This is a genomic window from Devosia sp. LC5, assembly GCF_000735585.1.
GTDB lineage: Bacteria > Pseudomonadota > Alphaproteobacteria > Rhizobiales > Devosiaceae > Devosia.
In genome coordinates, this window is sequence record NZ_JNNO01000020.1 from 25,857 (window position 1) to 51,196 (window position 25,340).

At 62.1% G+C, this 25,340-nt stretch carries 23 protein-coding genes; 10 read left to right on the forward strand and 13 right to left on the reverse strand.

Going from position 1 to position 25,340, the window contains the following annotated elements:
* The first annotated feature begins 69 nt into the window (after positions 1–69).
* Positions 70–1,272, forward strand: coding sequence for a pyridoxal phosphate-dependent aminotransferase (locus tag FF80_RS11760; RefSeq protein WP_035100553.1), 1,203 nt, complete (start codon positions 70–72; stop codon positions 1,270–1,272).
* 398 nt (positions 1,273–1,670) lie between these two features.
* Here FF80_RS11760 and FF80_RS11770 read toward each other — a convergent pair whose 3' ends face one another.
* The 5 genes from FF80_RS11770 to greA all read right to left on the reverse strand — a co-directional run bounded on the left by FF80_RS11770 (position 1,671) and on the right by greA (position 7,571).
* The gene (locus tag FF80_RS11770; RefSeq protein ID WP_052153446.1) at positions 1,671–2,777 is read right to left on the reverse strand and encodes a hypothetical protein; all 1,107 of its coding nucleotides are present in this window, start codon (positions 2,775–2,777) and stop codon (positions 1,671–1,673) included.
* A gap of 1,198 nt (positions 2,778–3,975) precedes the next feature.
* Positions 3,976–4,686: an HAD family hydrolase gene (locus FF80_RS11780; RefSeq protein ID WP_035100561.1), complete on the reverse strand. Its 711-nt coding sequence runs from the start codon at positions 4,684–4,686 to the stop codon at positions 3,976–3,978.
* 181 nt (positions 4,687–4,867) lie between these two features.
* The gene (locus FF80_RS11785; protein ID WP_035100564.1) at positions 4,868–5,761 is read right to left on the reverse strand and encodes a LysR family transcriptional regulator; all 894 of its coding nucleotides are present in this window, start codon (positions 5,759–5,761) and stop codon (positions 4,868–4,870) included.
* A 36-nt stretch (positions 5,762–5,797) separates the two neighbouring features.
* Positions 5,798–6,748 carry a thioredoxin-disulfide reductase gene (trxB, locus tag FF80_RS11790; RefSeq protein ID WP_035100565.1) on the reverse strand — a complete coding sequence of 317 codons (951 nt, stop codon included), beginning with the start codon at positions 6,746–6,748 and terminating at the stop codon, positions 5,798–5,800.
* 349 nt (positions 6,749–7,097) lie between these two features.
* A complete protein-coding gene (gene greA, locus FF80_RS11795) occupies positions 7,098–7,571 on the reverse strand; it encodes a transcription elongation factor GreA (RefSeq protein ID WP_035100566.1) in 474 nt (157 codons plus the stop codon).
* A 198-nt stretch (positions 7,572–7,769) separates the two neighbouring features.
* On the opposite strand from greA, the gene FF80_RS11800 reads away from it, so the two are divergent.
* A complete protein-coding gene (locus FF80_RS11800) occupies positions 7,770–8,912 on the forward strand; it encodes a PQQ-dependent sugar dehydrogenase (protein ID WP_200877193.1) in 1,143 nt (380 codons plus the stop codon).
* A 259-nt stretch (positions 8,913–9,171) separates the two neighbouring features.
* Here the strand turns inward: FF80_RS11800 and FF80_RS11805 are convergent, their stop codons facing one another.
* Positions 9,172–9,381 carry a cold-shock protein gene (locus tag FF80_RS11805; protein WP_035080396.1) on the reverse strand — a complete coding sequence of 70 codons (210 nt, stop codon included), beginning with the start codon at positions 9,379–9,381 and terminating at the stop codon, positions 9,172–9,174.
* A 410-nt stretch (positions 9,382–9,791) separates the two neighbouring features.
* On the opposite strand from FF80_RS11805, the gene FF80_RS11810 reads away from it, so the two are divergent.
* Both FF80_RS11810 and ltaE read left to right on the forward strand, forming a co-directional pair.
* A complete protein-coding gene (locus FF80_RS11810) occupies positions 9,792–10,889 on the forward strand; it encodes a methyltransferase (RefSeq protein ID WP_152558362.1) in 1,098 nt (365 codons plus the stop codon).
* A gap of 60 nt (positions 10,890–10,949) precedes the next feature.
* The gene (gene ltaE, locus FF80_RS11815) at positions 10,950–11,969 is read left to right on the forward strand and encodes a low-specificity L-threonine aldolase (protein ID WP_035100568.1); all 1,020 of its coding nucleotides are present in this window, start codon (positions 10,950–10,952) and stop codon (positions 11,967–11,969) included.
* 39 nt (positions 11,970–12,008) lie between these two features.
* On the opposite strand, the gene catB is transcribed toward ltaE, so the two are convergent.
* The 3 genes from catB to carB form a co-directional block, all read right to left on the reverse strand.
* A complete protein-coding gene (gene catB / locus FF80_RS11820; RefSeq protein ID WP_035100570.1) occupies positions 12,009–12,632 on the reverse strand; it encodes a type B chloramphenicol O-acetyltransferase in 624 nt (207 codons plus the stop codon).
* A 128-nt stretch (positions 12,633–12,760) separates the two neighbouring features.
* Entirely contained in the window at positions 12,761–13,561 is an 801-nt protein-coding gene (locus FF80_RS11825; RefSeq protein ID WP_035100572.1) for a phytanoyl-CoA dioxygenase family protein, read from the reverse strand.
* Between the two features lie 347 nt (positions 13,562–13,908).
* On the reverse strand, positions 13,909–17,220 hold the full coding sequence (carB, locus tag FF80_RS11835; RefSeq protein WP_035100577.1) for a carbamoyl-phosphate synthase large subunit: 3,312 nt from the start codon (positions 17,218–17,220) through the stop codon (positions 13,909–13,911).
* Between the two features lie 464 nt (positions 17,221–17,684).
* On the opposite strand from carB, the gene FF80_RS11840 reads away from it, so the two are divergent.
* On the forward strand, positions 17,685–19,046 hold the full coding sequence (locus tag FF80_RS11840; protein ID WP_035100581.1) for an autotransporter outer membrane beta-barrel domain-containing protein: 1,362 nt from the start codon (positions 17,685–17,687) through the stop codon (positions 19,044–19,046).
* On the opposite strand, the gene FF80_RS22395 is transcribed toward FF80_RS11840, so the two are convergent.
* Positions 19,043–19,804: an EAL domain-containing protein gene (locus tag FF80_RS22395; RefSeq protein ID WP_348270328.1), complete on the reverse strand. Its 762-nt coding sequence runs from the start codon at positions 19,802–19,804 to the stop codon at positions 19,043–19,045. The two genes, FF80_RS11840 and FF80_RS22395, sit on opposite strands and share 4 nt — an antisense overlap.
* Positions 19,713–20,630 (reverse strand): CSS-motif domain-containing protein, encoded by a 918-nt coding sequence (locus tag FF80_RS22400; protein WP_348270329.1) that lies wholly within the window; start codon positions 20,628–20,630, stop codon positions 19,713–19,715. The genes FF80_RS22395 and FF80_RS22400 overlap by 92 nt, the downstream gene beginning before the upstream one ends.
* 154 nt (positions 20,631–20,784) lie before the next feature.
* Between FF80_RS22400 and FF80_RS11850 the strand changes: the two genes are divergently transcribed.
* Genes FF80_RS11850 through FF80_RS11860 form a run of 3 tightly spaced genes read left to right on the forward strand, consistent with a single transcriptional unit; the run spans position 20,785 to position 22,147 of the window.
* On the forward strand, positions 20,785–21,057 hold the full coding sequence (locus FF80_RS11850) for a DUF2277 domain-containing protein (RefSeq protein ID WP_035100583.1): 273 nt from the start codon (positions 20,785–20,787) through the stop codon (positions 21,055–21,057).
* A gap of 60 nt (positions 21,058–21,117) precedes the next feature.
* Positions 21,118–21,291 (forward strand): DUF1328 family protein, encoded by a 174-nt coding sequence (locus tag FF80_RS21390; protein WP_035100586.1) that lies wholly within the window; start codon positions 21,118–21,120, stop codon positions 21,289–21,291.
* A 19-nt stretch (positions 21,292–21,310) separates the two neighbouring features.
* Positions 21,311–22,147, forward strand: coding sequence for an aldo/keto reductase (locus FF80_RS11860; protein WP_035100589.1), 837 nt, complete (start codon positions 21,311–21,313; stop codon positions 22,145–22,147).
* A 2-nt stretch (positions 22,148–22,149) separates the two neighbouring features.
* On the opposite strand, the gene FF80_RS11865 is transcribed toward FF80_RS11860, so the two are convergent.
* Positions 22,150–22,617 (reverse strand): GNAT family N-acetyltransferase, encoded by a 468-nt coding sequence (locus FF80_RS11865; RefSeq protein WP_035100592.1) that lies wholly within the window; start codon positions 22,615–22,617, stop codon positions 22,150–22,152.
* 239 nt (positions 22,618–22,856) lie between these two features.
* Between FF80_RS11865 and FF80_RS11870 the strand changes: the two genes are divergently transcribed.
* The gene (locus FF80_RS11870; protein WP_052153447.1) at positions 22,857–24,083 is read left to right on the forward strand and encodes an MFS transporter; all 1,227 of its coding nucleotides are present in this window, start codon (positions 22,857–22,859) and stop codon (positions 24,081–24,083) included.
* A 61-nt stretch (positions 24,084–24,144) separates the two neighbouring features.
* Here the strand turns inward: FF80_RS11870 and FF80_RS11875 are convergent, their stop codons facing one another.
* A complete protein-coding gene (locus tag FF80_RS11875; RefSeq protein ID WP_035100593.1) occupies positions 24,145–24,573 on the reverse strand; it encodes an organic hydroperoxide resistance protein in 429 nt (142 codons plus the stop codon).
* A 138-nt stretch (positions 24,574–24,711) separates the two neighbouring features.
* Between FF80_RS11875 and FF80_RS11880 the strand changes: the two genes are divergently transcribed.
* Positions 24,712–25,119 (forward strand): MarR family transcriptional regulator, encoded by a 408-nt coding sequence (locus tag FF80_RS11880; protein WP_280113899.1) that lies wholly within the window; start codon positions 24,712–24,714, stop codon positions 25,117–25,119.
* The last annotated feature ends 221 nt before the right edge of the window (positions 25,120–25,340 follow it).

Sequence of the window (25,340 nt, forward strand, 5' to 3'; positions counted from 1 at the left end):
CATCAAGCCAGTTGCCCCGGCGGGCCTGAGGCAATATCAGTTTGCCCAATATTTCCCGGGAGAGATGAAATGGCGTTCTTGTCTGATGCACTGGCGCGGGTGGCCCCCTCGGCGACGGTGGCGATCAGCCAGAAGGCCCGGGTGATGGCCGAGCAGGGGCGCGACATTATTGCGCTCTCGGCGGGCGAACCCGATTTCAACACCCCGCTCCATGTGCGCCAGGCTGCGATCAAGGCCATGGACGAAGGCAAGACGCGTTATACCAATGTGGATGGCATTGCCGAGCTCAAGGAAGCGGTGGCGGCCAAGTTCCGGCGCGACAACGGGCTCGATGTCACGGCGGCCGATTGCTTCGTCTCCTCGGGCGGCAAGCAGATCATTTTCAATGCCCTGATGGCGACGCTCAATCCGGGCGATGAGGTCGTGGTGCCGGTGCCCTATTGGGTCAGCTATCCCGAAATCGTGCGGCTCTGCGGCGCCGAGCCGGTTTTTGCCGTGGCCGATGACACGACCGGCTTCAAGCTGAGGCCCGAAGTATTGGAAGCGGCCATTACGCCCAGGACCAAGTGGCTGATCCTCAATACGCCATCCAACCCCACGGGTGCCGCCTATTCGGCCGCCGAGCTCAAGGGGCTGGCCGAGGTGCTGCTGCGCCACCCGCATGTGCATATCCTCACCGACGATATCTATGAAGTGCTGGTCTATGATGGCGGGGTTTTCGCCACCATCGCCCAGGTCGAGCCGGCTTTGCAGAAGCGGACGCTGACCATGAATGGAGTGAGCAAGTCGCACGCCATGACCGGCTGGCGCATCGGCTATTGCACTGGCCCACGCCCACTGCTGGCGGCCATGACCAAGCTGCAGGGCCAGTCGACCACCAATCCCAGTTCCATCTCGCAATGGGCCGCCGTCGAGGCGCTGAACGGGCCGCAGGAATTTCTGGCCGAGTGGCGGCAGGCGTTCCAAGAGCGGCGCGATCTTGTGGTGGCGGGGCTCAATGCCAATACCGGGCTCGATTGCCTCGTGCCCGAAGGCGCGTTCTACGTGTTCCCCTCCTGCAAGCGGCTGCTCGGCAAGACCAGCGCCGGCGGCAAGCTGCTGACCACGGACGAGGATTTCGTCATGGCGCTGCTGGAAGAAACCGGCGTGGCGCTGGTGCATGGCGCGGCCTTTGGCCTACCGGGTCATTTCCGGCTGAGCTATGCGGCGAGCAATGCCGAGCTGGAAGAAGCGGTCAGGCGGATCCAGGGGTTTTGCGCGGGGATTGCGTAGGCCCTAACCGAGACCCCTCAACGGTCGCCTGGTCTTGCAATCATCCGCGGGAATGACCCGGTGGATGTGGACCGAGGCACCCGTTCCCTCCTCCGCACGATCTCCCTCGGGCTCGACCCGAGGGCCACTCGCCGCTTGTGCCGGGTTGAGGACGGCCCTCGGGTCGAGCCCGAGGGAGATGCGGTGATGGTGGAGGCAATGGGCGTGCGCCGCCATCTCACCCCGCCACGATGTCATTCCGGCGCAGGCCGGAATCCATGCTGAAGGCTATCCCGGCGCTGGATGTGTGCGGTGCGCCACGGACCTGGATTCCGGCCTGCGCCGGAATGACACGGTGGATGTTGAGAGATCCGCGGCCGAATTCCCTCGGTTGAGAAACTCAGGCGGCCGAGAACCCCCTACTGCCCCAACAATCCCAAAAAGCTCGTGCTGGACCCACCAGCGTCAGCGAACATTTTGACCAGTTGGGAGGTCGATTGGTAGCTGCCCAACGCTGCTTCGTAGAAGTCTTCGCTCCAGCCGGCGGCCTGGCGTTCTTCGGGGCTCATCGAGGCATAGATCGAGATGATGTTCTGGCTGAAGGCGGTGGGGTCGCTGGATTTGGCGGCGTTCTGGAAGCCGGCGACCAGCGCTGCCCCGCTCTTGGCGCGCAGGGCCTGGTCGGCGGCGCGGGTTTCCTCGGGCGTGAATTGGCCTGACGTGTCCAGCACGATGGAGGACAGCATGCGGCTGTCGAATTTGGACAGGTCGATATAGGTCCCCACACTCGTATTCTTGTTGAAGGTGGGCGCCTTGCCCGAGGCGGTGGCATCGGCATAGAGCGCGTCGAGCGTGCTGCGGGCGGAAGTGGCGACGTCGGTAATGGGGCGCGGCGTGGTGGTTTCGCCGGCCTTGAGCAGCGCCAGGTAGATGGCGACGGGATCGTCCTCGCCGGCATCGGGCAATTTCTTGGGATCGGCCTGCAACTGCTTGAGGCCTTCGGTGACGGCGGCGCGGGCGGCGATCCAGTCGGGGGCGGCTTTTTCCTCGGCGCCCAGGCTATCGAGATATTCGGCGGCGGCCTTGTAGAGTCCCTGATAATTGCCGGTGACCTTGGCGACGGCGGCGGGGCCAGCCAAGGCGGCCTCGAGCTGGCGCTGCATTTCGAGCCCGGCCGCCGTCTGCTCGTCAGCGGTGAAACTGTCGTCGCTGGCCATGGCGTAGAGTTCGCGGGGGTCAAGGCTCGAAAGATCGAGCGCCAGCTTATCCTTTTCCAGCGGATTGGTGCGGCCAGCTTCGGTCAGCAGGGCATTGAGCTTGGCGCGCGCCTCGGCCAGCACGGTGGCAAAATCCTTGGCGGCCAGCGCGGCCTTGGCAGCGTCGGAGAGGGTGACCGAGGTGGCTGCGGCATCCGTTGTCGCGGTTGCGGCGGGGTTGGTCGTGCCGGCGATTTTTGCATTGGCCGTCTGGCTTGCCGCAGCAGAGTAATAGGTGTTGGCGCTATAGGCCGTGCTGACGGCAACCATGGGCATTCTCCTGGCTTTGCCAGAAGGTCGTTGCAAGCGCTGTGCCGCTTGCCGGCTCAATGGTTTCAGGGGGTTAGCGCAGCCGACCCATTTCAGGGCGGCAGAATTTGCCTTGTGGCGGCAGAATTGTCCGGCCTGAAAAGCAAAAGGCCCCGCCCGAGGGGATGGGCGAGGCCAGGGGCTTTCTGCCGAAGCGGAAAACCTAAGGCCGTTATCGACCATGTGATGCGGCGGAACAAACGCTCAATGGGAAGGTCAGCCATGCATGGCCGGGATTTGAGAGCCGGTCTCCGCGTTTGTCCCGTGCTCCACGTACTTCAGAACAAAAAAAGGGCCCCATCCGAAGATGGGGCCTGATGATAGGGCCGAAGCCAAATCGTAAGTAATGGTCCGGTGCAAGGGAGGAGGATATGCACCAAACCGGGTGGACCCAAGCCGAGGGAGGAGGATACGGCTTCGATCCGGTGTCGCCTAAACGCGGGTCCGAGGGAGGAGGATACGGAGCGGCGTTTCCAGCGACGAATACACATATAGAATTTGACCGTCCGGTCAGCAATGGCCGTCTCAACATGTCAGCCATGCATTAGGCACTGCGACAAGTTGTCCATTCTTTGAGCAGTGAAGCTATGCACGGCGCCGGCATAGGCGCGAAAAAAAGGCCCCATCCGAAGATGGGGCCGATGACTGGGCCGAAGCCAAATCTGAAGTGGGGTAGAGAGCAAGGGAGGAGGATATGCGCTCTACCGTTGAACCTTTGCCGAGGGAGGAGGATACGGCTCAGGTTCGGTGTCGCGATGCGGGGTCCGAGGGAGGAGGATTCGGAGCGCGCCTCAGCGACGCCTTCTATATGAACTCTACTGAACTAGTCGGCAATACGAAAGCTGACATGTCAGCCATGCAAAAGCTGCAGGTAAAACAAAAGTGGCCTCGCTCGAGGGGAGAGCGAAGCCACAAGGGAGCGGGATAAATCCCGCCAGGAGGGAACGCAGCAGCGCGCAAGGGAGGAGGGAAGCGCCGCTGTGATGGCGCTCATATAAGAGGCGGCATCGCGCTCAACAATTAGGCAGGTTACATGCCAGCCATGCGCAGCGAGCATGTTGGCGCTAAAATATCAATGAAATCAGAGGCCCAGCGTGAGCCGGTACGGTATGTCGCAGGCGGGCCGGCGGCGCAAATGCCTTTAAAATAGCAGGCCATCTCAGCCATGGCTGGATTCGAAGGCCGCAATGGCGGCAGGAAGCTCCCCGATATGCTCGATTTTTGCATAGCGCGATTCTCCGTCCGGCTCGGCGGCATGCTCATAGGACCAGGTCAGTGCATGCGGCACATAGACGGCGAAACTGCCGGCGGCCAGCGGCGGCAGGATATCGGAGCGCAGTGAATTGCCCACCATCAGCGTGCGGGCTGCCCCGTCGCTGTGCCGCTCGAAGATGCGGGCATAGGTGGCGGGATCCTTGTCGGCGACGATTTCGACGGCGGCGAAATAATCGGCCAGGCCGGAGGCGGCAAGTTTGCGCTCTTGGTCGAACGTGTCGCCCTTGGTGATGATGATGAGCCGATGGCTATCCTGCAATTGGCCCAGCACCTGGTCGACATAGGGCAGGGTCTGCAGCGGATAGGTCAGCAACTCGCGCCCGGCGGCGAGAATTTCGGCAATCACCGTGCCGGGGACACTATGATCGGTCACTTCCAGCGCGGTTTCGATCATGGACAGGGCAAAGCCCTTCATGCCGAAGCCGTAATATTGCAGATTGGCGGTGACCGCCTTGATCAGCCGATCATTGAGGTCAGGCGCGTCGGTATAGTCCTTGAGCAGATCGGCAAAGCGCTGCTCGGTCAGCCGGAAAAACTGCTCATTCTGCCAGAGCGTATCATCGGCGTCGAAGGCGATGGTGGTGATGAGGGGCATGGTAAACCACCCGGCCAGTTACAACAGCTGAGTCATTCCCGCGAAAGCGGAAACCTCCGTTTTCTTCCTGAGCTTCCCAACAGAGGTTCCCGCTTTCGCGGGAATGACACCGTGGGTAGGGATCGCCTGGCGCGCCCGACCTCGTGGTTCGACAAGCTCACCATGAGGTCTCAAAGGGATATTAGAAGCTCCACTCGCGGGCTTTGCCGACCAGGAAATCGCGGAACACGCCGACGCGCTTGGAGTTCTTCAGAGCCGGGGGATAGACAAAGTAGGCTTCGTAAGCCGGCAGTTCGATCTCGGGCAGCACCTGGATCAGGCCGTCTTCCTTCTCAGTCACATAGTCGGGCAGCATGGCGATGCCGATGCCGGCGCGGCAGGCCTGCAGCATGCCATAGATCGAATTGACCTTGAGTGCGGCGCGGCGCGGGCTGGAATCGGAGCGCCCCATGCGTTCGAGGAAGTTGATATCGCCCAGATAGGAGGGCACCGGCTCGCCGAAACTGATGATGCGGTGGTCTTCGAGGTTATCGACCGTGGCGGGCATGCCGAATTCGTCGATATAGCTATTGGTGGCGTAGAAGTGGTTGTGCACCGTGAACAGCTTGCGCTGGATCATTTCGGACTGGTTGGGGCGGTGCAGGCGGATGGCGACGTCGGCCTCGCGCATGGCCAGGTCGAGCTCGGCATCGTTGAGGCGGATTTCGAGCTGGATCAGCGGATAGAGCTTCAAAAACTCATCCAGCCGCGACGACAGCCAGGTCGAACCGATACCCACGGTGGTGGTAACGATGAGCGGGCCGGTGGGGACGTCCTGGCTTTCGGACATCTGGGTTTCGACCTGCTGGAGTTCCCAATGCATGCGATGGGCGGTGCGGAACAATTGCTCGCCCACTTCGGTCAGCACCAGCCCGCGCGCATGGCGGATGAAGAGCTTGAGGCCCAGATCATCCTCCAGCGCCGAGATCTGCCGGCTGACGGCGGATTGGCTCATGCCCAGCTTTTCAGCGGCATGTGTGAAACTGCCCGACTCGGCGGCGGTGTGGAAAATCCGGAGCTTGTCCCAGTCGAGCATTTCTTGTGACGCTTTCTATTTGGGTCGTCGGTCAGTCTACTCCGCCGCTTCGGCGAGCTCGTGTTCAGCCAGGTATCGTTCTGCTTCAAGCGCTGCCATGCAACCCATGCCTGCGGCCGTGATTGCCTGACGGTAAACATCATCGGTGACATCCCCAGCGGCAAAGACGCCGGGAATATTGGTTTCGGTCGTGCCGGCCTTTACCTGCAGATAGCCGCCGGGCTTCATGTCCAGCTTGCCGGCAAATATTGACGTTGCTGGGGCATGGCCGATGGCGACGAAAATACCGTCGATCGGCTGTTCATAAGTGCGGCCGGTCGTAGTGTCGCGCAGGGTGACCGAATTGACCGAGGTGGGCATGGACGAGCCGCCGACTTCGGCGACCTCGGTATTCCAGCGCACTTCGATCTTGGGATTTTTGAACAGGCGATCCTGCAGGATGCGCTCCGCGCGGAATTCGTTGCGGCGGTGCACAACGATGACCTTGGAGGCGAAATTGGTGAGGAACAGCGCTTCTTCGACCGCGGTATTGCCGCCGCCGACCACCAGCACTTCCTTGTTGCGATAGAAAAAGCCGTCGCAGGTGGCGCAGGCGGAGACGCCAAAGCCCTGGAACTTCTGCTCGGACGGAATGCCAAGCCACTTGGCCTGGGCGCCTGTGGCGATGATCAAGCTATCGGCGGTGTAGATGTCGCCGCTATCGCCGGTGAGCACGAAGGGGCGCTTGTCCAAATCGACATTGACGATGAGGTCGTTGACGATCTTGGTGCCGACATGTTCGGCCTGCGCCTTCATCTGGTCCATGAGCCATGGGCCCTGGATGACATCGGCAAAGCCGGGATAGTTCTCGACATCGGTGGTGATGGTCAGCTGGCCACCGGGCTGCAGACCCTGAATCATCACGGGTTCCAGCATGGCGCGCGCCGCGTAGATGGCGGCGGTGTAGCCGGCTGGACCGGAACCGATGATGATGACTTTCGCGTGCATCGCAACGCTCTCCAACAAATGCGAGTAGCCCTCGGCCCTCCCTTTTGGGCCAGCCGCCATCCAGCTGAAGCCGAATGGCGATTGGTCCTAGGTTAATGGCCGAAGGTGTACTCTTTCAAGGCTAAGTCGCTTTTGTGGCGCTCGCGGCTGTGGATCGCACTAAAATGTCACAGCCTGCCTTGGGCAAATGCCCAAGAAATGAGCGCCTGGACCCCCGTCATTCATCTGGTGCCGCCTGCAAATGGCGTTTTCTGCGCTTCCGGTCCTCACGTACCCAAAGGTACGCTCCGGTCCGGTTCTCGAAAACACCATTTTCGATTCGGCCTGAGATGACTGTCGATCGGCCCGGTTAAATGTACTGGATCTTGACGATCTCATAGCTGCGGGACCCACCGGGCGCCGAAACTTCAAACGAATCGCCTTCTTCCTTGCCGATCATGGCGCGGGCAATTGGCGAGGAAATCGACACGCGTCCGCCAGTGGCGTCGGCCTCGGGATCGCCAACGACCTGATAGGTCTTTTCTTCTTCGGTATCCTCATCGAGGAAGGTCACCGTGGCGCCGAACTTCACGCTGCCGCCGGACAGTTTGGTCACATCGATGATGTCGGCCAGGGCCAGAATCGATTCCAGCTCCTGGATGCGGCCTTCATTGAGGCTCTGCTGTTCCTTGGCGGCCGAATATTCGGCGTTTTCCGACAGGTCCCCATGGGCGCGTGCTTCGGCGATCGCCTCGATGATGCGACGGCGCTCGGTTGCAGTACGGTGCTCATATTCGGCGGTCAGGGCCTTGTGGCCTCCGACCGTCATCGGGATCTTGTCCATTCGTCGCCTCCATTCGGCACGGCAAAAACGTCAAACTCCCCAGCCAAACCCGGCGTGTGCATCACGATAAGTTTTTGGGGGAGATAGGTTCAAATTGCCCGCCTGCCGCGTTGCGGTCAAGCGGGTGTGGACAATGAAGATGGTTATCTCCACATGCCCATTCAAGATTTAGCGCATTTGCCAACGAAAGGCCCAAGGATGTTTCATCTTTCTCCCTCTCGCCTGCCGGTTTTTGCTGGCGCCGCGCTGGCCCTGTCGCTGGCGGCGCCTATATCAGCGCAAACCATCGAGACTTCTGCCGGGCCGCTGACCGCGATGGTGATTGCCGAAGGGCTCGATCATCCCTGGGCTTTGGGGTTCCTGCCGGATGGGCGCATGCTGGTGACCGAACGCAGCGGGCAATTGCGCGTGGTGGACCAGGATGGGGCGGTCGGCGCGCCGATCGAAGGCCTGCCGGCGGTGGTGGCGCGCGCGGAGGGCGGCTTGCTCGATCTGGCGCTGGCGCCGGATTTTGCTGAAAGCGGGCGGATTTACCTCAGCTTCTCCGAGCCGGGCGAGGGCGGGCAGGGCACGGCGGTGCTGGCGGCCACACTGTCACTTGCGGGCGATAGTGGTGCGCTCAGCGAGCGGAATGTCATTTTCCGCATGAACAATTTTACCGGGGGGAACCTGCATTATGGCTCGCGCATCGTTATCGGCCAGGATGGCAATCTGTTCGTGACGCTGGGTGAGCGTGGGGGAAGGGATCGTGCCCAGGATATGAGCGATCTGGCGGGCGCCGTGGTGCGCATCGCGCCCGATGGCTCGGTGCCAGACGACAATCCCAGGCCGGAGGGCTGGGCGCCCGAATTGTGGAGCAAGGGCCACCGCAATCCGCAAGGCGCCGCGATACGGCAGAGCGATGGGGCATTGTTCATCGTGGAGCATGGTGCCAGCGGCGGCGACGAGGTCAACATGCCCCGGCCGGGCGCGAACTATGGCTGGCCGGTCATCGCCTATGGCGAACATTATTCCGGCGACCCGATCGGGGAGGGCACGGAAAAGGAGGGCATGGAGCAGCCGCTGCATTATTGGGACCCCTCCATCTCGCCATCGGGCCTCACCTTCTATGACGCCGAGCTGATCAAGGGCTGGCAGGGCGATTTGATCACCGGCGGCCTCAGCGGCAATGTCATGGTGCGGCTCGACATGGACGGCGACACGGTTGTGGGCGAAGAACGCCTGTTCGAAGGCGAACTGGGCCGCATCCGCGATGTGCGGGTGGGCCCCGATGGCGCGATCTATGCATTGACCGATGCGGACAATGGGCAGGTAATCCGGGTGGCGCCGGAGGGGGTGTAGGGGCCCCTGCCTGTGAGACCTCATGGTGAGCTTGTCGAACCACGAGGTCGAGCGAGTGGAGGCCGGCGTGCCACGACCCCGTCCTTCGACAGGCTCAGGATGAGGTCTACTGAGGCGGGACCATCTTCCCAACAGTGTCATTCCCGCGAAAGCGGGGCGAATTTGGAAAGCAATGGTGACGCGCATCTGCACCCGCCCAAACAAAAAGGGCGCATCCCCTCGATGCGCCCTTGATTGATTTTGCTGCAGGTAGATTAGATCAGGATGCGGTCAGATTGTCGGCGGCGGATTTGCCGGTCCGCTTGTCCTTGACGATCTCGTAGCTGACCTTCTGCCCTTCATCCAGGCCATTGAGACCCGAGCGCTGAACGGCGGAAATGTGGACGAACACGTCCGCACCGCCTTCGTCAGGCTGAATGAAGCCATATCCCTTTTGGCCGTTGAACCACTTCACAGTGCCAGTTGCCATGATGCGCGTTTCCCTCGTGCAATCGCTGCGGTAGACGGTCCCAGTCGTGATGACCAAGACTTGATGATATCGAAATATCGGAAAATGACGTCAGCATGCGCGAATGGTATTCGCAGGATCAGATCGGTCGGCCGCAATATTCGATCCGATGAGCTTAGCCGCAAAAAAAGCGGCGTTCAATAATTTGTTTACACATGACAAAGCGCCCGGCCAATCTGCTGATTTGCCGGGGGAAAGATGAATTCCGTCAAGTATTTGCGCCAGGTCTTGGGGAACCCGGTGCGGACACGCGATGAGCCTGCGGCCAAAGGCGTCCTGCCGCCGGCCGGATGTGAATAATCCGGCCGGGACGCAGGCATACTACGCCAATTGCAGATATTGGCTATTGCCCTGTTGGTCGCACCCCAGCCATGCAGCGCAAAGAGCGGCTTGATTTCGGCCCGGATTTGCTGCAAATCCCCGGCTCGCCGGGCCAGCGGGCCCGGTTGCCCTCCAGAGATCACTTCGTCTTGACCAAGGCGTTTCATTCTTCCGGCGATGTCATCGCCGACCGCCGTGCCGGTTATGCCAAAATGCTGGCCGAGGGCGGGGATTATGCTGCAGCTGCCGATCTGATGGGGCAGGCGCTCGAGCTGACGCCGCTCTGGGCGGCCGGCTGGGAATTGCTGGGCAATTATAGCGAAAAAGCAGGCGATATTTCCGGCGCGATCTCGGCATGGCGGCATCTTGAGGCGCTGGATGATGATGGGCTGTTCGGCGCCGGCCTGAAGCTCGCGGCGCATGGCGCGGCCAGTGCCAGCGAAGGCACCGCGGTCAGCTATGTCGAGGCGCTGTTCGACCAATATGCGCCGCGCTTTGAAAGCGCATTGCTGCAGACGCTCGGCTATCAGGTGCCGGCTCTGCTCGACGCCATGCTGGTTGCGGAAATGGGGAACCTGGGCATCGATCATTTCGCCCGCGCCATCGACCTGGGCTGCGGTACCGGGCTGATGGGCGAGCGGGTGCGCGCCAAGGTATCCTATCTCGAAGGCGTCGACCTCAGCGCCGCCATGATTGCCGAAACCGGCAAGAAGGGCATTTACGATCGCCTCGACAAGGCCGAGCTGGTCGCCGCCCTGGCGGGAAGGGTGGCCGTGGCTGATCTCGTGACGGCGGCCGATGTGTTCATCTATTGCGGCGCGCTGCCGCCGGTGCTGGCAGGTGTGGTGCCGGCCATGTTGCCCGGAGGCCTGTTGGCATTTTCGCTTGAAGCCCATGACGGCGATGAGGCGGTGTTCCTGCGGCCATCGCTGCGCTATGCCCATGGCGTTGCGGCCGCGCGGCAGGCTTTGCTCGATGCCGGGCTGGAAGTGCTACGCTTCGAAAAGGCGACGCTGCGGCAGGATCGCGGATCCCCCATCGAGGGCATCCTTGTGTTAGCGCGAAAGCCGCTCAGCGTTAACAGTCCGCTAACGCTAGACGACGAGATGGCTGCATTGTTTGGCGCTGCCAGTGGGGTGGCGGCCTAGCTGCTGACAAAACCCGCAACGCTCAGTAGAGATTGTTCCGATATCTATAGAGGTTGCCGCATGAACACTATTCGCTACGATTTCCGCTCCGACACTGTCACCAGGCCCTCCGCTGCCATGCGGACGGCCATGGTCGAGGCCGAGCTGGGCGACGATGTGTTTGGCGACGATCCCACGGTCAGCCGGCTGGAGCAGCTTATGGCGGCCAAGCTGGGCAAGGACGCGGCTTTGTTCGTGCCGTCGGGGACGCAATCCAACCTGCTGGCGCTGATGAGCCATTGCGGGCGCGGCGACGAATATATCGCCGGGCAGAATGCCCATTGCTACCGCTGGGAAGCCGGTGGCGCGGCTGTGCTCGGCTCGATCCAGCCGCAGCCGATTGCGCATCAGCCCGATGGCACGCTGGCGCTGGGCGATATCGAGGCGGCGATCAAGGCCGGTGACAGCCATTTCGCGACGACGCGGGTGATCGCGCTGGAAAATACCCATGGCGGGCAGATCCTGCCGGTGGACTACATGGCTGCAGTGGCGGCGCTGGCGCAGCGGCATGGGCTGGGACTGCATCTGGATGGTGCGCGGGCGTTCAATGCCAGCGTGGCTCTGCGCATGGATATCAAGGAGTTTGTCGCAGATTTCGATACGGTTTCGATCTGTCTTTCCAAAGGCTTGGGTGCGCCGGTGGGGTCGGTGCTGGTCGGGCGGAGCGATCTGATAGAGACGGCCCGGCGCAATCGTAAAATGCTGGGCGGCGGCATGCGCCAGTCGGGGATTTTGGCCGCGGCGGGGCTTTATGCACTGGAGCATAATGTCGCCCGGCTGGCCGATGATCATCGCCGGGCCAAGCGCCTGGCCGAAGGCCTGGCGTCGTTTGACCAACTCACCGTGATCAACCCGCATACCAATATCATCTTCCTCAATTGCGAGGCGGAACTGGGCGAGCGGTTCAATGCATTCCTCGGCGAACGCGGCATCGGGACGACGGGACGCTATGGCCAGCAACGCTGGGTGACGCATCTGGATGTCGATGACGAGGCGGTGGACGGAGCACTCGCTGAAGTGGCGGCGTTTTTCCGGGGATAGGCTTGAGGTCGCGGCGGGGGCCGCGACCTCTGAGCGTGGCTAGAGCGTCTGCCAATGGCGATGCAGGGCATCAATATCGCCGCTGGTCAGCAATGACATGGCGGCGATCAGCTGTTCATGGGGCCAATCCCACCAGGCCATTTGGAGCAGCATGGCGATGTGCTCGTCGCTGAAGCGTTTGCGGATGGGCTTGGCCGGATTGCCGCCGATAATGGCATAGGGCTCGACATCCTTGGTGACGAGCGCCCGTGTGCCGATGACGGCGCCATGGCCGATGGTGATGCCGGGCATGATGATGGCTTCGGTGCCGATCCACACGTCATTGCCGATAATGGTATCGCCAGCCGGGGCAAAGGCGTCCGCGGCCGTGCCGAAGCCGGGCACGTCGGCCATGTAGTGGAACGGGAAGGAGCTGACCCAATCGTAGCGATGGCCCTGATTGCCGGCCATGATGAAGGCAGCGCCTGAGCCGATGGAGCAGAAACTGCCCACGATCAGCTTGTCGACGCCCGGCGTGGTCATCAGGAAGCGGGCGCAATCGTCGAAGCTATGGCCGTGGTAATAGCCGGAATAATAGCTGTAGCGGCCCACGATGATGTTGGGATTGGTGACTTGCTCATCGAGCCGGATGCCGCTGAAGGCGTCTTTGAAATAGTTGGTCATTTTGTTCTCTGAGAAATGCTGATTTCCCGGCAGACCTCACCCTGAGCTTGTCGAAGGGCGAGGTCGTGGCGAGATAGTGCCACGACCGCGTGGTTCGACTGGCTCACCATGAGGCCTACTGGTGGATGTCAGGCGCGGTTGAGCGCCTGGCGGATGGCTGTTTCGACGGGGGAATAGGCGCCGTCGGGCCGGTCCAGCGAGAGCTGTTCGCTGGGCTGGAGCGGTGGTTGGGCCATGAAGCGGGGTCGCGTTCCCCGGTGGGGCTGCGCCGCGTGGGCGAGGAACGGATGGCACAGATAGACCGTGCCGGCCTCGCCCGTCGCCAGGACTTCGGGGCAATGGGCCGTGCCGGCAAAGTCGTCGGCAGCCAGTTCGCGCAGGCTTAGTCCGGCTTCTCCGGCAGGTTCCAGCTGGCGGGCAATGTCGCGATGCGAGCCGACCCGGATGCGGGTTGGCGCGTCCAACTCCCCGACATCGGAGAAGAGGAACAGCATCAGCAAGGCCCGATCTTTCGAGCTGACATTGACGCGCCAGGCCAGGAAATCGGTCGGGTTTTCCTGCCAGCCGAAGCTGACATCGACATGCCAGCCAGCGTCGCCGGGATCATCGGGCGAGGGGAAGCGCACAGGGAACGTCCCCAGGCCTTGCGGCGGCAGCCACCGGTCCTTGCCGGTGAGCTGGTCATAAGCTGCATGCAGGAGAGGGGTATTGGCCGCGGTGCGGAAGGGGAGGTCGGAAGAGAAGCCCAAGCGAATGACCGGCTTGGTCCAGGTGCCGGGATCATGAGGATCGCAGCCGGTATCGCGCCACAGGATAGCCCGGCCCTGGTCGGCCAGTTCGTGGGGGAAGGCGTTGTCGATGCGGACGAAGCCGTCATTGATGAAGGCAGAGATTTGCGCTTGGCTGAGCGCAGCAGAATGAGAGGGCATGAGATATGTCCATAAGTTCGCGTGGCCGTCGTAGGGACAGCCGGATCGAGCGGAAACCGCTCGTCGGACGTGCTCCAATGAGCGCCGTTAGGCGTTCAAGTGCACTGCGAACTTAGTTGCTTCGGACATCATCATGGTGGGGGCAGGATAGGTATGAGGGCGGGGGTGGTCAAGCCGAAGGAACTTTACTGTACCTTTGTGGTTCTCGCGACCACATGGTTCATCGTCATCACCCGGCTTGTCCGGGTGATCCATTGCTCAGCGCTGGCGGAAGCATGGATTGCCCGGACAAGCCGGGCAATGACGATGGAATGGGCGGTCTCGGGGCAGGGTGAGCCCCCAGCCGGCTAAACCGCGAAATAGCTTTGCAGGGAGCGGACCTGCATGCTGCCTTGCTTGAGGGCGACGATGCCTTCCACGGCGGCGAGGGCGCCGTCGATGGTGGTGTAGTAGGGGATCTTGGCGAGCAATGCGGTGCGGCGGATGTCGCGGCTGTCGGAGATCGACTTCATGCCATCGGTGGTGTTGATCACCAGTTGCACGCCGCCATTTTTCATGGAGTCCACGATGTGCGGACGCCCTTCGAGCACCTTGTTGATCTTGGTGGCGGCAATGCCGTTTTCCACCAGATAGCGCTGGGTGCCGCTGGTGGCGAGGATGGTGAAACCGGCCTCGGCGAGATGGCGGGCCATATCGACGATATAGGCCTTGTCGGCATCACGCACCGAGATGAAGGCGGTGCCGCTGGTGGGGACCTTGGAGCCGGCACCCATTTGCGACTTGGCGAAGGCCATGGCGAAATTGGTATCGAGGCCAATCACTTCGCCGGTCGACTTCATTTCCGGCCCGAGGACCGTATCGACGCCGGGGAAGCGGTTGAACGGGAACACGGCTTCCTTGACGGCGACATGCTTGAAGGTTTTTTCGACGAGGCCAAAGCTGGCCAGGCTCTCGCCGGCCATGATGCGGCTGGCGATCTTGGCGATGGGCTGGCCGATCACCTTGGCGACGAAGGGCACGGTGCGGGAGGCGCGCGGATTGACTTCGAGCAGGTAGATCACGCCGTCCTTAAGCGCATATTGCACATTCATCAGCCCGCCGACCTTGAGGGCGAAGGCCAATTCGGCCGTCTGCCGCTTGAGTTCGGCCATGGTTTCGGGCGTCAGGTTCTGCGGGGGCAGCGAACAGGCGCTGTCGCCGGAGTGAATGCCGGCCTCTTCGATATGCTCCATGATGCCGGCAATAAATACGTCCTTGCCGTCGCAAAGGGCGTCGACGTCGATTTCGGTGGCGCCGGACAGGTAGGCGTCGAACAGCAGCGGATTGTCGGAGAGGACCGAATTGATCTGGCCGGTCTTGTCGTTGGGGTAGCGCTGCAGGATATCGGGCGGGACCAGGCCGGTGAGCGTGTCCTGCACATAGCGTTCGAAATCATTGGCCGAGTGGACGATGGCCATGGCGCGGCCGCCCAGCACATAGGAGGGGCGGATCACCAGCGGATAGCCCAGGCGCTCGGCAACAAGACGAGCCTGTTCAAGGGAATAGGCGATGCCGTTCTTGGGCTGAGTCAATTCCAGCTTGTTGAGCAGCTTGGAGAAAAGGTCGCGGTCTTCGGCCAGATCGATGGCGTCCGGCTGGGTGCCCAGGATCGGTACGCCGGCCTTGAGCACGGCTTCGGCCAGGTTGAGCGGGGTCTGGCCGCCGAATTGCACGATGACGCCGTGCAGGGTGCCGTTCTGCTTTTCGCGCTGCAGGATTTCGATAACGTCTTCCTCGGTCAGTGGCTCGAAATAGAGCCGGTCGGAGGTGTCGTAATCGGTCGAGACGGTCTCGGGGTTGCAGTTGACCATGATGGTTTCATAGCCGGCGTCAGCCAGCGCAAAGGCGGCATGACAGCAACAATAATCGAACTCGATGCCCTGGCCGATGCGGTTGGGACCACCGCCCAGGATGACCACTTTCTTGCGGTCGGACGGGCGGGCCTCGTCGGCCACGGCGCCGGCAAAGGTGGTTTCATAGGTCGAGTACATATAGGCCGTTGGCGAGGCGAATTCGGCAGCGGAGGTGTCGATACGCTTATAGGCCGGGCGCACGTCGAGCGAGTGGCGCAGCTTGCGCACGTCGGACGGCCTGAGTGCGGCGAGCTGGGCGAGGCGGGCATCGGAGAAGCCCATGCCTTTGAGGGCGCGCAGATTGGCGGCGTCCTGGGGCAGGCCGAATTGGCGCACCTTGGTCTCGGTATCGACGATGCCCTGCATCTGCTCGAGGAACCAGGGATCGATCTTGCAGGCCTCGTGAATGTCCTCAAGGCTCATGCCCAGGCGCATGGCCTCGGCAACATGCAGCAGGCGATTGGGCGTGGGCGTGCCGAGCGCGGCCTTGATGGCGTTCTTGTCTTCGCCTTCGCCCAGGCCGGGAATGCCGATCTCGTTGAGACCGGTGAGGCCGGTTTCGAGCGAGCGCAGGGCCTTTTGCAGGCTTTCCTGGAAGGTGCGGCCAATGGCCATGGCTTCGCCGACCGACTTCATGGACGTGGTCAGGCGATTGTCGGCGCCGGGGAACTTTTCGAAGGCGAAGCGCGGGATTTTCACCACGACATAGTCGATGGTGGGCTCGAACGAGGCCGGGGTCATGCCGCCGGTGATGTCGTTGTCCAATTCATCCAGCGTGTAGCCGACGGCCAGGCGCGCCGCGACCTTGGCGATGGGGAAGCCGGTGGCCTTGGAGGCGAGCGCGGAGGAGCGCGATACGCGCGGGTTCATCTCGATGACGACCATGCGGCCGTCAGCGGGATTGATGCCGAACTGCACGTTGGAGCCGCCGGTCTCGACGCCGATCTCGCGCAGCACCGCCAGGGAGGCGTCGCGCATGATCTGGTATTCCTTATCGGTCAGCGTCAGGGCGGGGGCGACGGTGATGGAGTCGCCGGTATGCACACCCATGGGATCGATATTCTCGATCGAGCAGATGATGATGCAATTGTCCTTCTTGTCGCGGACAACTTCCATTTCGTACTCTTTCCAGCCGAGCACGCTTTCTTCCACCAGCACTTCATTGGTGGGCGAAGCGTCGATGCCGCTTTCGCAGATCGCCAGATATTCCTCGCGGTTATAGGCAATGCCGCCGCCGGTGCCGCCCAGGGTGAAGCTGGGGCGGATGATGGCGGGAAGACCAATGACCTCAAGGGCCTGCAGCGCTTCGATCGTGTTATGCGCCAGCATGGAGCGGGGCGTTTCCAGCCCGATCTTTTTCATGGCGTCGCGGAACAGCTCGCGGTCTTCGGCCTTGTCGATGGCCTCGGCGGTGGCACCGATCATTTCGACATTGTACTTTTCGAGAATGCCCATCTTGCGCAGCGACAGCGCGCAGTTCAGTGCCGTCTGGCCGCCCATGGTGGGCAGCAGGGCATCGGGACGTTCCTTTTCGATGATCTTGGCAACCACTTCAGGAGTGATCGGTTCCATATAGGTGGCATCGGCCAGGTCCGGATCGGTCATGATCGTCGCCGGGTTCGAATTCACCAGGATGATACGGTAGCCCTCTTCCTTGAGCGCCTTGCACGCCTGGGTGCCCGAATAGTCGAACTCGCAAGCCTGCCCGATGATGATCGGACCCGCACCGATGATGAGGATCGATTTAATGTCGGTACGTTTTGGCATTTCTTTGGGCTCGCTCGGCTCGGTCTACGGACGGGGCGGGCGAGGAAGAATCACCCGGCGCTCAGGCCACCCGCACCATTCGCGCACGACAACAGGGCGTTGCGGCGCTTGGGGAAGGCTTGGACGGGGTGGTTAGGTGGGCTGTCTAGCGGAGATAGTCGGGAAAGGGAAGGGGTGGTCTGCCCCTTTGTCGTGGACAGGGCGGCGGGGTGTGACTGTCCCCGATCGGCCAGTCGCCCTCTCAGGTCATGACGCCCTTGCGGCCTGCGGGGTGGATTGTGACGGCAAACGGGGTGACCATAACCGCAGCCCTGAGGGGTGAGCGGAGAGCCAGCGTCAGTCCTGGGGCTCTCCAGACGCAGGAGGCGCTGCGGCCGCTTGGTCGCGACTAGGCGCCGAGCAAGCAGGGACGGCAATTGCAAATGGTTGGATTGTCCGGGTGGCGCCGGACGAGACAATGCGGGATGTTCTTCCTCGCCCGGCTTTTCCGGCGCGGGCTGAAGGCCTTGTGCCTGGTTCTGGCGGCCGTTGCTCCGGCACTGGGCCAACCCGCCAGCGAGCCGGGCCTGGTGGTTATCCGTGTCAGCGGTGCCGATGCGATGTTTGGGTTTTCCTCGCTGACGCCACCGCTCAATCTGCACCTGGCCAGTCTTGGCGGGATGGCCGAGAGCGGGCCAATCACCCTGCCGGCAGGGGAATACAGGATCGGCATCGATGATGCGAGTGGCATGGGCATGAGCGTGCGCGCCGTGGATTGTTCGGACGATAATAGCCAGGGCGATCGGGCCAGTGGTTCGGCGGAACTGGTACTGGACCCTGGAGAATTGCTGATCTGCACATTCAGCGTCATGAGCGCGCCCGAGCGAGCGGCCGCGCTGATCGAGAGCCTGGTGCCGGCGCGGGGGGACCTGCTGTTGTCCAGCCTGCCGCCGAGCGAGGATCGTATCGAGCGGCTCAAGGGAGCGGTGTCGGTGGCGGCTTCGCCGCAGCTTTTCATGAATGCGCTCCCGGGCATTGTGGCTGGACGACCCATTCCCGTGGCGGCTTCGCTGGGTGCCTTCGAAAGGATATTGGGCAATGAGCAGCGTAATGTCTGGGATGTCTGGATGCGCGGGACCTTTGCCCTGGCAAATGAGCAGGGGGCCGCGGGCCGGTACGGCGTGGCGGCGATGGGTGTCGACCGGGTGGTGGGCGAAGATTTGCTGATCGGGGGATTTGTCGAAGCCGACACGATGATCCGGGACTGGAGCGATGCTTCGGCATTGGTGAGGGGCGGCTGGATGGCCGGTGGCTATGCCACGGTGCGGGTGCTGGACAATGTTTATGCCGACCTGATGGGCAGCGGTGGCTCGTCGGCCGGTATAACCCAAGCCCAGGGCATAGAGGGTCGCTTTGCCGCCGACACCTGGCTGATGACGGCGGCCTTGCTGGGCCAATGGACTTCGGGGCGGTGGACGTTCAGTCCGCAAGCCAGGTTCAGCTATTTCGATGAGCGGGTTGCGCCCTACCTTGATGGAGCCGGCAATCTGGTGTTCGGGCAGGAACTGGGCCGCGGCAGACTCGCCATCGGGCCGGGTGTGTCCTATCGGCTGACGACGCAAAACAATGTGGTCATCAATGCGGGCCTGCGGCTCGACACCAGCGCAACGGTCTTGAGCCGCGACAGCGTGGATGGCTTTGAAGGATTGAGAGGACGGCTGGAAGGCACTGTCGAAATCGCGTTGCCGGAGGGGATGCGTTGGAAAACCACACTGGGCTATGGCGGCATCGGTACGGATAATCGCCTGTTCAATGCGAGTGGTACGCTGACAGTGCCGCTGCGCTAGGGCGCGGCGCGCAGCACTTCGGGCGCGATGCCCTTGCTGGCCTGGTTTTGCTGGTGAAAGGCGATGAATGCCTTGGCGGGGAGGGGCCTGGCATAGAGCCAGCCCTGGCCGAAACCGACCGCCTGATCGATCAGATAATCGGCCTGTTCCTGGGTCTCGATTCCCTCGGCGACGGTGAACAGGCCAAGGGTTTTGGCCATGGCGATAATGTGCGGGGTGACCGAACTGGTGGCGCTGCCTTTGCCGATCGTGTCGATGAAGGATTTGTCGATCTTGAGCGCGTCGAGCGGCAAGTCCTGCAGATATTGCAAGCTGGAATAGCCGGTGCCGAAATCGTCGATGGCGACGGAATGGCCCATGGCGCGAGCCCGGCTCATGGTGGCGCGGGCGGCTTCTATATCGATGAAACCCCGTTCGGTGGCTTCGAGCCAGATTTGCTGGGGCCTGATGCCGGCGTTGCGCAGCTTGTGCTCAAGGATTGGCAGCATGCGGCCGGTGCGGATGTCGTCGGCGCAGAAGTTGACGGCGACGTGCAGCGAGCGGTCGGCAACCAGTGTCGTGCCTAGATCGGCAATGACGGCCTCGATCACCTGATCGGTGATGGGCAGGATGAGGCCGCTTTCCTCGGCGAGGGGGATGAACAGATCCGGGCGGACCATGGTGCCATCAGGCCGTCGCCAGCGCACCAGGGCTTCGGCACCGACGCAAATGCCGGATTTGAGTTCGATGAGCGGCTGGTAGTGGACGACAAAATTCACGGTTGCGCACGGCGCGGGCCAATTCGCTGGCCGGGGAGAGGCGCTTGCGCGAGACCCAGATGATGGCGCCCACGATCAGCGCCGCTATGGCAATGCCGATGGGCAGCAGGACCAGCAATTGGCGTTGCAGGCCGGCAAGGATGGTGCTGCGCGGGCTGGTTGCCATGGTGAGCCAGCCATTTTGCCCGGCGACTGAAAAGATGGTGCCGTCATCCATGCCGCTGCCAGGACTGGCTACGAGCGAGGCGAGCAAGGCCGGGTTGGGTATGTTGTTTGCGCTGATCAGCGTGCCGTTTTCATGGGCGATGACCAGGCCGGAACTGGTGTCATCATTCACATCGACAAAACGCTGCGGATCGACCAGCACGCTATAGGAACCGAGCTGGAAACCCATGACCGGCCGCCCATCGCTGACGATGCTGGACTGGAAGGGGGCGGTGATGGCGATGCCATTGGCTGTGGTGAAATCGGCGGGAGCCATCGGGACTGGCGTTTTGGTGATGCCCCAGGAGGTGCATTTCAGCAGACCACCCACGAAATAGCCGACCTCGTTGATCGTGCCCGTCGTGGTCAGTGCTCGCATTTCGGCGATATGCGGTTCCGAGCAGGGCACAAGGTCTGTGGCATTGATGGTCTCGAGCGCCTGGCCGGCGTCGTCAATGGTCATATTGATGCGTGTGATGAGGCGTTCGGCGAGCGCGGAGAGGCGCTCCTGCTCCCCGTTCAGGGCCAGTTGCCAGGATAGGTAAGCAGCGGCGGCCAAGGGCAGGGCTGCACCAAATGTGGCCAATACCGCGCCGAGCAGGATCACATTGCGTGATGTCACCGGTCGCGTTCCTCGCCGTCGAGTGAGGCGCCATCTGACGGAGCGGGCGGGTGATGGTCAATCGCGCAGGCTTGGGCTGGCTAATACTTGGTAAGCGCAAGGACTTGCGCCAAAGGGGAGATGGAGTCAGCCTTGGGGTACGAGGAGAGGTGTCATGTGCCGCAATATCCGAACCCTGTTTAATTTCGAGCCGCCCGCCACGCGCAATGAAATGCACGATGCCTCGCTGCAATTCGTGCGCAAGATTTCGGGCTATACCCACCCGTCCAAAGCCAATGAGGCCGCCTTTCACGCCGCCGTCGAGGAGATCGAGGCGGTGGTGCGCAAGCTGCTCAAATCGCTCGATACCGATGCGCCACCCAAAGACCGCGAAGTGGTTGCGGCCAAGGCGCGCGAGCGGGCCCGCGAACGATACGGCGCAGCTTAAGGCGGAACGGCCTGTGGTGGCGGCGCGTTGACGAGGGTAAGCCGCCACAAGGAATTCACCATGCTGCAATTGCTCATTCTTCTCGTCGTCGTCGCATTGGTTGCCGGTGCGCTTGGGTTCACCGGCATAGCTGCGGGCGCCGCGGCACTGGCCAAGATCATTTTCTTCATCATGCTGATCGGCATCGCCATTATTGTCCTGCTGGCGCTCACGGGCCTGGCGATCATTTTCTAGCCTCAAAGGATTTTTTACGATGGCGGATATTCCGACAATCACGCTCAATGACGGCCGGACCATTCCCCAATTGGGGTTTGGCGTCTGGCAGATACCCAATAATGCAGTGGGTGCGGCGATTGCCGTGGCGCTACAGGCTGGGTATCGCTCGATCGATACGGCGCAGGGTTATAGCAACGAGCAGGGTGTTGGGGCCGCGATCAAGGACAGTGGACTGGCGCGCGAAGAGCTGTTCATCACCTCCAAGCTGCGCACACGCGACCAAGGGTATGATGCGACGCTCAAATCGTTCATGGGATCGCTGGACCGGCTGGGTCTTGATTATCTCGACCTGTTCCTGATCCACTGGCCCGTACCGGCGCAGGACAAATATTCCGACACCTGGAAGGCCTTCGTGCAATTGCAGCGCGATGGCCGGATCCGCTCGATCGGGGTGTCCAATTTCCTGCCCGAGCATCTTGAGCGCATCATTGGCGATAGCGGCGTTGCGCCAGCGGTCAACCAGATCGAGTTGCATCCCGAATTCCAGCAGCGCGACGTGCGCGACCTGCACAAGCGGCACAATATTGCCATTGAGAGCTATAGCCCGCTCGGCAGCGGCGCGGCGCTGGACAATGCCACGATTGGCGAGATTGCCAGCAAGCATGGCAAGAGCCCGGCGCAGGCGATCATTCGCTGGCATATCCAGGAGGGGCTGATCGTCATCCCCAAATCGGTGCATGCCGACCGCATCCGGGCCAATGCAGATGTGTTCGATTTCGAACTCGATGCGGACGACATGGCCAAGATCGCCGCGCTGGATCGCGCCAATGGCAAGGTTGGCAGCGATCCGGCGACCAATAACGCGATCTGGTAGGGTTAGAGCTTGAGCTTGAAGCCTTCGTGGCTTTTGGCGAAACCGAGTTTTTCGTAGAAGCGGTGCGCGTCCACGCGGACCTTGTTCGAGGTCAGCTGGACCAGTCCGCATCCGGCTTCACGGCAGCGTTCTATGGCCCATTTCACCATGATGCTGCCGTAGCCGCCGCCGCGCAGGTCGCTGCGGATATGCACGTTTTCGAGCAGGCCCCGCTTCATGCCGAAATTGGGCAGGCCGGGGAGGTAGCTGATCTGCAGAGTGCCGACGACTTCGCCGTCTTTTTCGGCGACGACCAGGCGGTGCTTGGGATCGGCGGCGATTTCGTCAAAGGCGGCACGATAGCGCGGATCGTCCAGCGTGGCCGGATCGAGCGGTGGCGTATCGGCGCCACGGGCATCGCCTGCATGGCTGAGCTTGAGCATGGTGGGGATGTCGGCGGGTGTGGCGTCGCGAAAGGTCAGGTCGGTCATGGCTGTGGCTCTGGGAAATGCTCGAGCAAATGACCAGTTTGCAGTCGCGCTTGCAAGTCGCCGGATTATCCTTGCCTGGCAGGCAATTGGTGCAACGCGGCCCTGCATAAAGCGGCATTGTGGGGTGGCGGGCTGACATTTTAGTGTCGGGGTGAACCGCAATCCCTTTGCGGCCATCCCACATTGCTGACGGTAACGGCGTTTTGTGCCGTGCCCTTGCGTCTGCCGGAGTATTTGCCGTGACCGATTCTTCCCACCCCTCTGTCGGGCTCGGCTCGCTGTCCACCAAGCTGGCGATCTTTGCCATGGCCATCGGTGCCTTCGGTATTGGTACGGGCGAATTTGCGATCATGGGGCTGTTGCCAAATCTGGCGGGCGATCTGCGGATTTCCGAACCCGAGGCGGGGCATGTGATCAGCGCCTATGCGCTTGGCGTCGTGGTGGGGGCGCCACTGATCGCCATATTGTTCGCCAAGGTGCCGCGCAAGCCGCTGATGCTGGGGCTTATGGCGCTGTTTGCGCTGGGCAATTTCGGCAGTGCCGCGGCGCCCGACTATCTGGCGCTGATTGCGCTGCGCTTTGTCAGCGGGCTGCCGCATGGCGCCTATTTCGGCATTGTCGCGCTGGTGGCGGCCTCCATGGTGGATGTGGGCTATCGCGCCCGCGCCGTTGGCCGGGTGATGCTGGGGCTGACCATTGCCACGCTGATCGGCATGCCGATGGCGACGTGGCTGGGCCAATATATGGGCTGGCGGCCGACCTTTACCGGGGTGGGCATTGTCGGGGTGCTGGCGCTGGTGATGATCGCGCGCTTTGCGCCCATGGTGGCGCTGGCCGATGGGGCGAGTCCCTTACGCGAATTGAGTGCGCTCAAGCGCCCGCAGGTGTGGCTGACGCTGGCGATCAGCGCGGTTGGCTGCGGCGGGATGTTTGCGGTGTTCACCTATGTGGTGCCGCTGCTGACCGAGGTGACGGGTATTGCCATGGTTTGGGTGCCGTTGGTGCTGGCGCTGTTCGGCATCGGCATGACGCTGGGCAATATTCTGGGTGCCTATATGGCCGACAAGGCGCTGATGGCGACCATCGGCGGCATGCTGGCGTTCAATGTGGTGAGCCTGGCGATCATTCCTTTTACCGCGCAATTCTGGCTGACGGCTTCGATCAGCGTGCTGCTGGTGGGCTTCACCGTGGCCATCGGCACGGCCTTGCAGACGCGGTTGATGGATGTGGCAGCCGAAGGGCAGACGCTGGCGGCGACGCTCAACCATGCAGCGTTCAACATGGCCAATGCGCTGGGGGCGCTGCTGGGCGGGTTGGCGATTTCGGCGGGCTATGGCTGGGGATCGACCGGCGTGGTCGGGGCGATCATGGCCGTTGGCGGGCTGATTCTGTTCTTCATCTCGCTGGCGCTGGACCGCAAGACGCAGCGCTGGGAACCGCTGGATGTGGTGGCGGAAGCCGCCTGAACTTAGTTTGGTTTCAAAGATCGCAGCCGCCCAGACACAGGTCCGGGCGGCTGTCTTGTTATCAGGCGACGCTGAGCTTGACGTCGATATTGCCGCGCGTGGCGTTGGAATAGGGGCAGACCTGGTGGGCTTTTTCGACCAGCGCCAGGGCCGCGTCATGGTCCATGCCGGGAATGGTGACTTCGAGCGCGACGGCGATGCCGAAGCCGATGCCATTGGCGTTTTCGCCGAAGGAAACGGCAGCGTTGATGCTGGTTTCGTCGGGAACCTTGATCTTGTCGCCGCGGGCGACGGCCTTGATGGCGCCAAGGAAGCAGGCGGAATAACCGGCGGCGAAAAGCTGTTCAGGATTGGTGCCGGGGCCGCCATTGCCGCCCATTTCCTTGGGCGTATCGAGGGTAACCGAGAGGCGGCCGTCATCGGTGGCGCTGGTGCCGGTGCGGCCACCGGTCGAGGTGGCATGGGCGGTGTAGATGGCTGATTTGATCATTTTGTGTCTCCTTGGATGATTGTACATAGCGCGCAATTGAATTTTGCGCAATCTAATTTATCGTGATACACTCTTGGCGGTGGTTGTGGAATGGAGACTGGCGTGACCGACAAACCGGACCTGCTCAAGCTGGATTCGATGCTGTGCTTTGCCGTCTATGCGGCCGGGCATGCTTTCACGCGATTTTACAAGCCGCGGCTGGACGCGCTGGGGCTGACCTATCCGCAATATCTGGTGTTCCTGGTGCTGTGGGAAGGCGACGGGCTGACGGTCAAGGCGCTGGGGGAACGGCTGCTGCTGGATTCGGGCACGATCACGCCGCTGCTCAAGCGGCTGGAGGCGCGCGGGCTGGTCGAGCGGCGGCGCGATGCAGAGGACGAGCGGCAGGTGCGGGTGTTGCTGACCGATGAGGGCCGCGCGCTGCGCGAGAAGGCGCTGAGCATTCCATTGGCCGTGGGCAAGGCCAGTGGACTCGATATTGCGGGGGCCGATGCGCTGCGGCGTGAGCTGGTGAGCCTGCGGGAGCGGCTGGATGGGGTTGAGTGAGGGGCTCCGGAGCGTCAGGTCTGGTGTTTTGAGACTTGGCGACATCGCTCCCCCCTCTGAGCATCTTATGACCGGTGGGGACCGAGGGGGATAAGTGATCGGGCTGGAGGCAATCTGGTCCCCTCTCCCCTTGAGGGGAGGATGAGGGTGAATCGACATTCAGCCGGTGGGGCAACTGATAGATCGGTGCTCTCGCCACCCCACCCTGCCCTCCCCATCAA